At 38.7% G+C, this 12,968-nt stretch carries 6 protein-coding genes; 4 read left to right on the top strand and 2 right to left on the bottom strand.

Features of this window, described 5'->3' with window-relative positions:
• Positions 1-89: 89 nt before the first annotated feature.
• Positions 90-1,097, bottom strand: coding sequence for a type I glyceraldehyde-3-phosphate dehydrogenase (gap, locus tag QNI15_RS15210; RefSeq protein WP_313978228.1), 1,008 nt, complete (start codon positions 1,095-1,097; stop codon positions 90-92).
• Positions 1,098-1,674: 577 nt separating this feature from the next.
• Here gap and dprA point away from each other — a divergent pair.
• From dprA to QNI15_RS15190, 4 genes are all read left to right on the top strand, one after another.
• Complete coding sequence (gene dprA, locus QNI15_RS15205; protein WP_314032405.1) at positions 1,675-2,790, top strand: DNA-processing protein DprA; 1,116 nt, start codon at positions 1,675-1,677, stop codon at positions 2,788-2,790.
• A 121-nt stretch (positions 2,791-2,911) separates the two neighbouring features.
• Entirely contained in the window at positions 2,912-4,561 is a 1,650-nt protein-coding gene (pafA, locus tag QNI15_RS15200) for an alkaline phosphatase PafA (protein WP_314003205.1), read from the top strand.
• Between the two features lie 104 nt (positions 4,562-4,665).
• Positions 4,666-10,680 carry an alpha-2-macroglobulin family protein gene (locus QNI15_RS15195; protein WP_314032403.1) on the top strand — a complete coding sequence of 2,005 codons (6,015 nt, stop codon included), beginning with the start codon at positions 4,666-4,668 and terminating at the stop codon, positions 10,678-10,680.
• Positions 10,681-10,739: 59 nt separating this feature from the next.
• Positions 10,740-11,951, top strand: coding sequence for a DUF2252 domain-containing protein (locus QNI15_RS15190; protein WP_314032401.1), 1,212 nt, complete (start codon positions 10,740-10,742; stop codon positions 11,949-11,951).
• Between the two features lie 100 nt (positions 11,952-12,051).
• On the opposite strand, the gene QNI15_RS15185 is transcribed toward QNI15_RS15190, so the two are convergent.
• Complete coding sequence (locus QNI15_RS15185; RefSeq protein ID WP_313978241.1) at positions 12,052-12,822, bottom strand: AMP nucleosidase; 771 nt, start codon at positions 12,820-12,822, stop codon at positions 12,052-12,054.
• Positions 12,823-12,968 lie beyond the last annotated feature (146 nt).

Here is a 12,968-nt window from a genome sequence, read left to right as displayed (position 1 = left end):
ACCTTATCTAATTCAATAACTCACATAAAAAGCACCCTACCAATAACTGGCAGGGTGCTTTTAGTATATACTATGCTATTATTTACAAATTAGATTTTAGCAGTATAAGTGATTAACTCAACCAGTTTGTTAGAGTATCCCCACTCGTTATCATACCATGAAACAACTTTAACAAAAGTTGGGCTTAACTGAATACCTGCTTTTGCATCGAAGATAGATGTACGAGCATCTCCAATAAAATCAGAAGAAACCACTTCGTCTTCAGTGTATCCCAGGATACCTTTCAGTTCCTGCTCAGAAGCACGTTTCATTTCTGCTTTAATTTCTTCGTAAGTAGCAGGAGTTTTCAGACGAGCTGTTAAGTCTACTACAGAAACGTCAGCTACAGGAACACGGAAAGACATACCAGTCAGTTTTCCTTTCAATTGAGGGATAACCAAACCTACTGCTTTAGCAGCACCTGTAGAAGAAGGAATGATGTTCTGATAAGCACCACGTCCACCTCTCCAGTCTTTCATAGAAGGTCCGTCTACAGTTTTCTGAGTAGCTGTCACAGCGTGTACTGTAGTCATCAAACCTTCTTCAATACCCCATTTATCATTCAATACTTTAGCGATAGGAGCAAGACAGTTAGTAGTACAAGATGCGTTAGAAATGATAGTCATTTCTGGCTTATATGATTCGTTATTTACTCCCATTACAAAAGTAGGAGTGTCATCTTTTGCAGGAGCAGAGATAACCACACGTTTTGCACCAGCTTTCAAATGCAAACCAGCTTTCTCCTGATCCAGGAATAAACCAGTAGATTCTACTACGTATTCAGCACCTACTTCATTCCATTTCAAGTTAGCAGGATCTTTTTCGGCAGTAACACGGATTGCGTTTCCGTTTACAACCAGTTTCCCATCTTCCACCTTCACATCCCCTTTAAATAATCCATGAGTAGAATCATAACGAAGCATATATGCCATATATTCTACATCAATCAAGTCATTGATACCTACTATTTCGATTTCAGGGTGGTTAGTAACGGCTGCACGAAATACCAGTCTACCGATACGACCAAACCCATTGATACCTACTTTTATTTTTGCCATGAGTAATATGAGGTTAAAAGGTTTCCAATTGAGACAGCAAATCTGAATAATCTTTTGAATACAAACAAGGAGGTTTTTTATTTTTTGCCTTCCAATGCTATTCAAAGCAGATTTTTGATGCCTCTATTTAGATAACTTAAGTGTCTGTAAAATAATTCCGTATATCTACCTACAAAAGTAATGAGTAACAAAAAAGATACAACAAAACAATAAAATCCACATATCCGGCCAACTCAATAAGGCTGTAAACAACTACAAATCAACACAATAGAATTTCATATTATCATTCACCAACAGCATATAGTGACAGAAACATCTACACTTTAAACTATCTTATTTTATCAAAAAATCATTTTGCATAATCTCTCAATATACTTCATTTTACTACAGAAAATTTTTAGTTTCTATTGAGATATTTACTAGAGATATGCTCTCTCTCAGGTATTTCACATTTACTATCTCCATTAAATTTACAATTTCATACCTCTATATCTTCACACAGAAACAAAAAACCATTACATAAACATTTACCTACACCATTGAAACTGTATAAAATCAAAAATATTTTTTAGTCTAAATGGAAGAAGAAATCATACATCAGATTGCACTCAGTCTTACACCAGGTATAGGCATTGCTCTTTCCAGACAATTGGTAAGTTATTGTGGATCTGCCCAGGAAGTATTCAAAGCTTCAAAAGGAAAACTAACCCGAATTCCGGGAATAGGAGACAAGACAGCCGAGATTATACATGCCAGAGAAGGCTTTAGTGTAGCAGATTTTGTCTATGAACAAGCACTTAAGCAGAATGTTCGAATACTTTTCTATACAAATAAGGATTATCCTACTCGCCTTAAGCAACTGCCGGATGCTCCTATGTTATTGTATTACAAAGGCACAGCAGATCTAAATGCGAAGAAGGTTGTTGCCATTGTGGGAACACGTAATGCAACTACCTATGGAAAGAAAATAACAGAAGAACTAATAACAAGTTTGTCTGTATATCCGGATGTATTAGTAGTGAGTGGTTTGGCTTACGGCATAGACATTACAGCACACAAAGCCTCTGTCAAACATAGTGTTCCAACTGTAGGCGTCTTGGGAAGCGGAATTGACACAATTTACCCGGCTGCACATAAAAATACAGCTCAGCAAATGTTTAATAACGGTGGATTACTTACAGAATATACTTTTGGAACCAAACCTGATGCCCCTCATTTTCCGGATAGAAACCGCATTGTAGCTGGAATGTCAGATGTAACCATTGTGGTTGAAGCAGCCATTAAAGGTGGTGCTTTAATAACAGCACAGATTGCCAATGATTATAATCGTGATGTGATGGCAATTCCTGGCAGCCTCGACCAACCCTACTCTGCAGGTTGCAATCGACTTATACGTAATCATCAGGCACATATTTATACATCATTATCTGATCTTGAGTATCTGATAGGTTGGGCAGAAGAAACTGGCGAGAAAAACAATCCATCAGTACCTATTCCATGGATGCAACAAGAGGGTTTATCTGAATCTGAAAAAAGTATTTTGACTCTGCTCACAACACAACCTGATATACTAATTGATGACCTCAGTTGGAAATCGCAGATTCCAGTTAATCAGATGGCATCCATACTTCTTACGCTTGAACTACAAGGATTAATTAAATCTTTACCTGGCAAACGGTTTTCTTTAGCCTGATTAGTAATAGAATACGTTTACCCAAAAGAAGTTTTTGCACCAATAACGTAATACTTAATAAAGAATTAATTCAAACCATATTCAATTCTGTTTTAATTTGCTGCAAAAACCAACAAACCCAATGAAAAAAATACTAATCCTACTGCTTGTCACACTTTCTTTACAGGCACAACATAAATCTGCAAAGAAATCTCCAGCGATAAGCAAAGCTACCACCAGCTCACAACCTAAGCTGGTAATTGGTATTGTAGTAGATCAGATGAGTTATGATTTTCTGATCCGCTATAACAGTAAATTTAGTGAAGGTGGATTTAAAAGGTTGGTACGTGAAGGATTTTCCTGTAAAAATGCTCACTACAATTATGTACCTACCTATACCGCTCCAGGTCATACATGTGTATATACAGGTTCTGTTCCAGCTATTCATGGTATAGCTGGCAATGAATGGTTTGATCAGCGCACAGGCAAAGTGGTATATTGTACAGAAGATAGTACAGCACATACTATAGGCAGTGAATCTCAGGCAGGTCTGATGTCCCCACGTAATTTGCTGGTAACTACAATTACAGACCAGTTACGTTTGTCAAACAATATGCAGTCCAAGGTTGTCGGCATAGCGTTGAAAGATCGGGGAGCCATTCTGCCTGCCGGGCATCTTGCCAATGCAGCCTATTGGTTTGATTCGTTCAGCGGTAACTGGATTACAAGTGATTACTACATGAAGCAGCTACCAGAATGGGTACAACAGTTTAATGGGCAGAAGCTGGCTGCTAAATATCTTTCTCAGGTATGGACACCTCTCCTAAATGCAGCTCAATACAGCGAAAGTACCTCTGACGATCAGGCTCATGAGGGTCGTTTCCGGAACGAAACAAGCTCTTCTTTCCCCCATGACCTGCCTAAGTTAAGAACAGCCGATTTTGAATTAATTCGTTCTACACCATCAGGCAATACAATCACGAAAGACTTTGCACTGGCTGCTATAAAAGGAGAAAATCTGGGTAAAGGCAAAGTAACCGATTTTCTGACAGTTAGCTTCTCTTCTACAGACTATGTAGGACATCAGTATGGACCATATGCCATCGAGACAGAAGACACCTATCTTCGTCTGGATCGTGATATTGCTGAATTACTAACTTATTTGGATACCTATATCGGAAAAAACAACGTACTGGTATTTTTGAGTGCAGATCATGCGGTTGCTCCTGCAGCAGAACATATGACAAAAATGAATGTTCCAGCAGGAGTATTTGATGGCAGAACCATGCTTACCAACCTGAAAAAACAACTGAACACACAATTTGGCGAAGGTGACTGGATACGTAGTTACGAAAACAATCAACTGTATCTAAACTATACTTTGCTACAACAAAAAGGAAAAACAGTTGAAGACATTTATGAAAGCATCACACCTTCCCTTCTGCAATTAAATGGGGTAGCGAATGTGATCAATCTTCACGAAATCAATGAAAGTATTCTGCCTGAGCATTTTATCAAAATGATCAAGAATGGTATACATCGTAAACGTTCTGGAGATATCTACATTGCGCTGGAGCCTAACTGGTTTGAAGGTCGCAAACAAGGTACTACGCATGGTTCATTTTATGCCTATGATACGCATGTGCCTGTGATCTTTTATGGAGGCCCAGTAAAACATGGCAGCAGCATAGATGAAGTTTTTGTGACAGATATATCTGCCACAATAGCCCAACTGCTCAATATTATGGAACCTAGTGGTTGTATTGGCAAACCGATCCCTGTAGGAAAATAACCTTTTAAAAAGTTATCTGATTACCAGGTATCTGATAGTAAAGGTAATTTATTTTTTATGGAATTTAACAGCTTGCGGCATCTGAAGAAAAACCGCAAGCTGTTATGAAAACACTTTTTCTACTCCCTTTTTTTGTTTTTCTCTCCTTTATATCAATAGGCCAGAGCTTAGTCCATAGTCGGACAACAAGCTTCTATACTTATGTTTTTCAAATTACTAATATAGAAGCTCGTACCATTTATAAGAAAGATTTATCATCTGTCACAGATAAATTCTTTCATACTGTTATAGATTCCTTTCAAACAGCCAAAGCATACACTCGTATACTTCCACAAGGTCACTATTTGTTGGCTTATGCTTCAGAAGATCGGTTGGTTTATGAATTAAAGTCAGTCGGGCAGTTACAGATAAAGCTTCTGAATAATAAAAATGACTTAGCCATCCATCTACATGACTCGTTAGGCAATCGCATTTCTGCTGCTAATGTGTTTCTCAAAAAACGTAAGATTCCCTTTGATACCAAAACACAGTCGTATCGCATTCGAAATACTAATCGGAAAGGGTTTCTGGCTATTGACTATAAAGGATTTACTTCCTATACATCGGTCACCACTCAATATGGTAGTAACCACTTAGCCAATACTATGCGTAGGGTCTTTTTGGGACGGCCCGGATTAGGGTATATAACCATGCCCTTTTACCAGGTTTATGCATCTGTCAGAAGTGGTTATCCCCAAGGCTGGATTAAGGACGTAACACATCTGTTTGATGGAAACTGGTGGGAAACAAATTTTTCCGGCTTTCAGAGAGATGTTAGAGTTGCCCGACGTCACCAGGGACTAGTTATCTTCAATAAACCTCGTTACAGAGCTGGAGACACGGTTCGATTGAAAGCATTTATTCGTAGAAGAAGGTCAGGACATCCTATCCATAAAGAACTGGAGGCATGGCTTTACAAAGGACATACACAGGAAAAGCAAATTAAATTAGGTATTATACAACCTTATCAACCTGGCTTATATGAGTTTTCATTTATTCTTGCAGATAGCCTTCGTATAAAGTTAGGCACTACCTGTCAGGTTATTTTCAAGGATAAAAAAGAGGGAGAATATGTGACAGGAAATTTCACCTATGAAGATTATGAGCTTAAGTCCAACACATTTACAATCCGCATCGACAAAAAAGAATATACTACAGGCGAAAAAATACAGCTATTTGCCAAAGGAATAGATGAGAATGAGTTAAATGTAATGGATGCTCGTGTACAACTCAGGCTCTACCCACAGTCTACAGGAAACTTTCCTCAATCGCAGGTGATTGTTCCAGATACAATCTGGAGGCAGGATCAGAAACTGGATGCAACAGGCGAAACCCGAATCATAGTACCCGACTCTATTTTTCCCAATGCCACGATACAATACCAACTGGATGCGGCATTTCTTAATAGCAACAACGAACGTCACAACCACACACTAACATTTAGCCGAGCATATAGTTCTTCCACTTTAAAATTGTCTATACAAAATGATTCACTGGTTGCGGATTATCTGGTAGCAGGAAAGTCCCAATCCCATCAGGCGATGCTTACTTTATATGCAAATGCTGATGAAGAAGGTGAAATCGTACACAAAGATGTTTCTTTACCTTACAAAGAACTTGTCAATCCCTATACTAAAACCTATTCACTGGAAGATTCCTCTCAAAGTGTATCCTTAGAACTACAATCTCAATCTTCCGGTTTCCAGGTCTTTACAAACCGAACAATTGACTCTGTATCAGTGCAGATAGTTAACCCCAAACACCTTCCATTCTGGTATACACTCCATCATAAAAACAAACAACTCACTTCCGGACAAGATCATACAGACTTACAGATTAAACGTAAAGCGTCACTTCGTCAAAACTACTCTGCTTCTGTACAATACATCTGGAATAATAAGGTATATGAGAATGAGTATGAAATACCATTGGCAAATAAACAATTACAGATTGAAACTACTCAGCCTGCTACCATATCTCCTGGGCAGGCTATTCCTATACGTGTGAGTGTACGGGATATCAAAGGCAAGCCTGTTGCTAATGCTGATGTGACAGCCTATGGGATTACGCGCAAATTTACAGAACTGAGAACTCCCAACATACCTGATTTCAGCAAACGTTATCATAGCCGTAAAATCAAAAACAGCTTTCAATTAAGAAATAAGTTTGAGGGTAACCAGGCAGAAACCAATCGCAAATTGCAATGGAATCGCTGGCATAAAGAGATGGGGTTGGATAGCCTCGCCTATTTTCAGTTTCTCTATCCCAAAAACGGTATCTATAAACAATATCTGTCAATGCCAAACCTCATGACTCAAATAGCTCCATTTGTAGTAATAGATGGCAAAATCCAGCAAATTCACTTGCTGTTTATTGATGAACAACCTGTCTATTTTCAGGTGGCAGATGTAGGTCAGCGGTATAGCTTTCATGTCGACTCAGGGTATCATCATATAAAGATCCGTACTCAAACCTTACAAATTGAGCTGGATAGCGTGTACCTGAAAGCACAACATAAGCTAATTCTAAGTATTGATCCACAAAGTTTCTATAAACCTAAAAAAAGAGAAAAAATACTACCTTTCATCCGAAATGCATCTGATACACTTCATAAACAAACAGAGATAGACACTCTGAAGCCCTACCTGTCTCCTACAGAGCTAGCTGTTTTAAATCAACATCTGATGCCAGTAAAACAAAACTTTTTTGGTAGCAACTATGTGTATATTCATCAGGGTAAACAAATACTTACTATTCATAATCCTTCTCAAAATAGGTCTTCCTATTTCATTGGTCCTGTAAAACCCAATCTGACTCATTTTGTATCGAAAAAAGTATTTTCTACGGACTTTATCTTTGAGCCTTCGTTTGAATACGACTTTCAACCTCAGCTACTCAAAATGCGTACATGGACTGGTTTTAAAGACTTATTCTTAGCCAATAACAACATTAGTAAGCCTAACTTCGCAGAAAGAGCATGGACTGTGGAGGAAATAGATTCACTTACCAAAGCCTATCAGGCAGTTCCCTCCTATCCTACTGAATACTACAATAATCCAAATCATACTGCTTCCGGACACGGAAGATTAGAGATACGGCATTCACAACCAGACACAAAGTCAAAAATTATCCAGTATTTTGTCTTATATCAGGATAATAATCCATCATTCTTCCGCATATACCCATCTTATTCCCAATTAATGCATAACATGGAAGCAGGTACTTATTGTATGGCAATTCTCCTCGATAAGAATGAATATCTACTGGCATCACCCATCTATATCCAGAAAAATGCGACAACCTATTATCAACCTGATTGGAATGCTGTTCTACCAGCAGATGAGTACAGCAATACTCTCTTTGAACAGATAAAAAAATCTGTACAGGTCAAGATAGATCTTGCTTACCAATTACAGGACAATAAGCCTGTCATAAAATCCTATTATCCATCTCAGGTCTCTTCTGAAGGCTTTACACATTATGTACAAGGCAAAATACTGGATGAAACTGGTTCACCTCTGTCAGGAGTATCTATATCTGTAAAAAACACCACTCGTGGTACAGTTAGTGACACCAATGGGTTTTATAAGCTGTATGTTCCAGCAGATGGGATTCTAAATTTCTCTTTCATAGGATACGTGACAGAAGAAACATCAATTCGCAATCGCTCTGTGATAGATGTCCAGTTAATTGCAGATGTAAAAGCATTGCAGGAAGTAGTAGTTATAGGTTATGCAACACAACAAAAAAAATCCATCACAGGTGCTATCTCAACAATAAATCAATCTCTGCAAGGTAGAATAGCAGGTGTGATTATCAAAGAAGACAAACGCATCAGACTACGTGGTTTGTCAAGTATACCTGCTACACAGCGTCCGCTTATTGTTATTGATGGAGTTCCCTATGATAACTTAACAGACATAGATCCTGCCCTGATCGCATCAGCAGAAATCCTTCAGGCTGATATGGCTACAGGACTGTATGGAGCACGGGCAGCCAATGGAGTGATACTGATAACCTCCAAACCTAATAGTATTTTACCCAAACCCAACGATTCACCTTTTCCTGAAATAACCACCATTCCTGCTGAAAATGCGATCCGGAGCCGATTCTCTGATTATGCATTCTGGGAACCTCAGCTCACTACAGATAAAAAAGGTGAAGTTTCCTTCACGGCTACATTTCCGGATGATATTACCAACTGGCGTACATTCTTTGTTGTCATGGGAAATAAAAAACAAACCGGGTTTTCTGAAAGTTCTGTCAAGGCATTCAAGAGTCTGGCTGCTACATTATCTGTTCCTCGTTTTCTGATTCAGGGCGATAGTACACAGGTAATTGGCAAGTCTCTCAACTATACTCCAGACACGATTGCCTTACAAACCAGTTTTGAAGTGAATACTAAGATCCAATCCAGAAAGCAAATACAAGCTATCAATGCTACTGTTGATTCGTTGATACTTTCAGCTACGACCTCAGATTCACTACAGCTCAAATACTACCTGCAAAAACCAGATGGTTATACAGATGGAGAAATGCGCTCTATTCCTATATTTCCAGTAGGTGTAACAGAAACCAAAGGTCAATTTTGGAATCTGGAAAGAGACACCACCGTTCAATTACGTTTTGATACGACTTTAGGTAAAGTAAAAATATACGCCCGTGCACAGGTACTGGATATCTTACTGGATGAGATTGAGCATCTGCATCGATACGAATATCTGTGTAACGAACAAATTGCCTCTAAGATTAAAGCCTATCTCGCCAGCAAACGTATCTGTAATCAGCTACATAAATCCTTTGCATTTGATCAGGACATACAAAAACTTATCCGGAAACTGGAACAGGCACAATTAAAAGAAGGAGCATGGAGTTGGTGGAAAGAAGGCCCTGTGGCTGTTTGGGTAACTACCCATGCAACAGAAGCCCTACTTGATGCACAGACAGCAGGATATACTGTATCGTTTAACAGACAAAATCTTATTAACTATTTCACCTACCAACTGGAGAAAGAAAAGGTATCTTTTGACGATCAGATACGCATGTTACAGATTCTCAAACGTCTTCAGGCAAATAGCAACTTTACCAAGTATATTACAGGACTTGATATCTTCTTTATTACCAAAAAAGAGAGTATAGTAAAAAATAAACTGGGGTATCAGAAAGTAATTAAAGAATCTAAACCTTCTTTGTATCAGTATTTGCAACGAATGGCCTTACGTCAGCAATTTGGACTTACTTACTCAACAGATACACTGTTTCGTATCCGACAACAAACCCTATTTGGCAGTAGCTACTGGGGAGAAGTTCAATACCATCCCTATTTGAATGAGATACAAACTACGCTTCTTGTATACCGGATTCTGAAAGTACAAGGAGGGCATGAAGCAGAACTTAGTCGCATAAGGAATTATTTTTTCGAGAAAAGAGCAACTGGCTACTGGCGTAATACCTATGAGTCTTCTCAGATCATTGAAACGATACTGCCTGATGTGTTAGGAAGTGATACCACAATACAGAAATCACAGCTACTTATAAAGAATGGTTCGGAAAGCAAAACCATTACTTCATTTCCATTTGAAACAGAAGTGGCAGCAAAAGATATTCTGAGAATTCAAAAAAGCGGTACATTACCAGTATACCTGACCAGCTACCAACAGTTTCACAATGCCAGCCCTACTAAAGTTGAAAAAGACTTTATAATCAAAACCAGTTTTAAAGGAACTGGATTAACACAGCAAGTATTAAAACAGGGAGATCAGATAACATTACATGTTTCGGTCAATGTAACCAAAGATGCCGATTATGTACTGGTAGAGGTACCCATTCCGGCAGGATGCTCATATAGTGATGAGTCTCAAAAAAGCTGGGCACAAAACTGGTATGAAACGTATCGAGAGCCATTCCGGCAAAAAACTTCCATTTATTGTACTAAGCTGAATAAAGGGATATACACTTTTGATATACAACTGGTTGCCCGCTATGCAGGTGCCTATACACTAAATCCAGCTAAAGCAGAACTCATGTATTTTCCAACATTCTTCGGACGAAATGAATTAACAAAAATTCGGATAAAATAGGAATATGAAGGATATTATAGCATTTTAAGGGCCTGTTTTTGTATCTAACAAACCCTTTTATGCTGAATATTCCAGAAACTATCCATCAGTTCAATAAGGATAGAGATGCCCGTTTGCTACCCAGAAAGTATGCTCAGATGGCAGCCAACCCTCTCAGTTTTTTCAGAGGTTGCTGCCATCTATTTTATCAGACTATTCAACAGGAGTCATTCTTACACCAATCTCCAATTGTATGGTCCTGCGGGGATCTGCATCTGGAGAACTTTGGAAGTTACAAAGGCCATAATTCGCTCACTTATTTTGACATCAATGACTTTGATGAATCTTTACTGGGTCCCGCTTTATGGGAGTTAGTACGTATCACGAGCGGAATATTTCTAGCTACAGATCTATTGCATTTCAAACGTACAGAACAACAACACTTTGTCAAATTATTTCTGAAACAATATACATCTACCCTACAAACAGGTAATCCCAGATTACTGGAAAGGGATTTTGCTCAAGGTCCTGTCAGAGATTTTATGAAGAAATTAAGTGGAAGAAAACAAAAAGATATCTTTAAAGGAAGAGTAAAAAAACAGAAAGGCAAGCTGGTACTGGATACCAACTCAAAAAAAGCGTTACCAATTAATCCAATTAAGAAAGAATCTTTAATGCATGATTTGCAAAACTGGCTTGATGCACATCATTATCATGGCAAGGTTCTGGATATAGCTCATCGTATTGCAGGTACAGGCAGTCTGGGAATGGAACGTTATATTGTATTATCAGAAAGCAGTGCAAAAGACAAGAAAAAGAAATACCGTTTGTGGGATCTGAAAAAAGCAGTTTCATCAGCTACTGCCAGCTTCACAACAGTAGCTCAACCCAAATGGGACAATGAAGCACATCGTATTGTATCCATCCAGCAACGGATGCAAGCCTTTAGCCCAGCATTCCTCACAGCTATGGAGCTTGATCAAACAGCCTTTGTTTTGAAACAACTACAACCCAGTGAAGACAAAATAGATTTTGCATCATTAGGCCATAAACCCAAGAAAGTCATCAAAATATTGGAAAATATAGCCCAGTTGCTGGCATGGGCACAGTTGCGAAGTGGCGGAAGGCAAGGATCTTCGATAACAGACGATCTGATTACATTCTCACAGGAAAAAGGATGGCAAAAAAATCTGATGGCATATACAGAGGACCTATCTGAGCAGATGAATCAACATCACCAAAGTTTTACCAAAGCCCACCAGGATGGCTTCTTTATCAACAGGATAAGATAATCATTTAGACATAAAAAAAGCCACAAGGTATACTTGTAGCAGCCACTCACAGCATCATTGGAATCAAGGGATTCCAATGATTTTTGACACAAAAATCAATTTACTCAAACTTCAGGTGTTTCACTGACTCACCAGAATTGGCTAATTCAACCAACGCATCAATACCAATTTCCAGATGTTTCTTGGCAAAATTAGACGTTACTTTTTTGTCACTCTCAGAGGTTTTTACACCTTCAGGTGTCATAGGGTTATCCGACACTAGTAATAGTGCACCATGTGGAATGGAATTGGCAAATCCTACAATAAAGATGGTTGCTGTTTCCATATCAATAGCCATGGCTCTGACATCTCTCAGGTATTCTTTAAACTTTTCATCATGCTCCCATACGCGGCGATTGGTAGTATAGACCGTTCCAGTCCAATAATCAAGTTCATGCTTTTTGATCATAGACGAAACCGCCCGTTGTAAACGAAACGATGGTAACGCAGGAATTTCCGGAGGCATGTAATCATTTCCGGTACCTTCTCCTCTGATAGCAGCAATAGGCAGGACCAGATCGCCCAATTTGGTTTTCTTTAATCCACCACATTTTCCTAAGAAAAGAGCAGCTTTAGGTTCTATGGCCGATAAAAGGTCCATCACGGTAGCCGCCATCGCACTTCCCATCCCAAAATTGATGATGGTAATGTTCTCGGCTGTAGCTGTTTGCATAGGCTTCCCATGTCCTTTGATCTCTACGCCAAACTTTTCAGCAAACATCTCAACATAATTGTGAAAATTGGTTAGTAGAATATACTCACCAAACTCGCTCAAAGGCACCCCCGTATAGCGGGGTAACCAATCTTTTACTATTTCATCTTTTGTATTCATGCCCGCAAAAATAAGCAATTTCTACGATCTTTCAGATGAAGGCTATGTTAAACTATATATAGGCCTACATAACAATCTATTGTAGGTCATCAGCATTCTATTTACCTATTTACATTTGCCCATATTTCAGTCCAAATGTAGTCTTC

Source organism: Xanthocytophaga flava (assembly GCF_030068545.1).
GTDB lineage: Bacteria > Bacteroidota > Bacteroidia > Cytophagales > 172606-1 > Xanthocytophaga > Xanthocytophaga flava.
The sequence above is the reverse complement of the archived record's forward strand: the minus strand, read 5'-3'. Positions and strand labels throughout refer to the sequence as shown.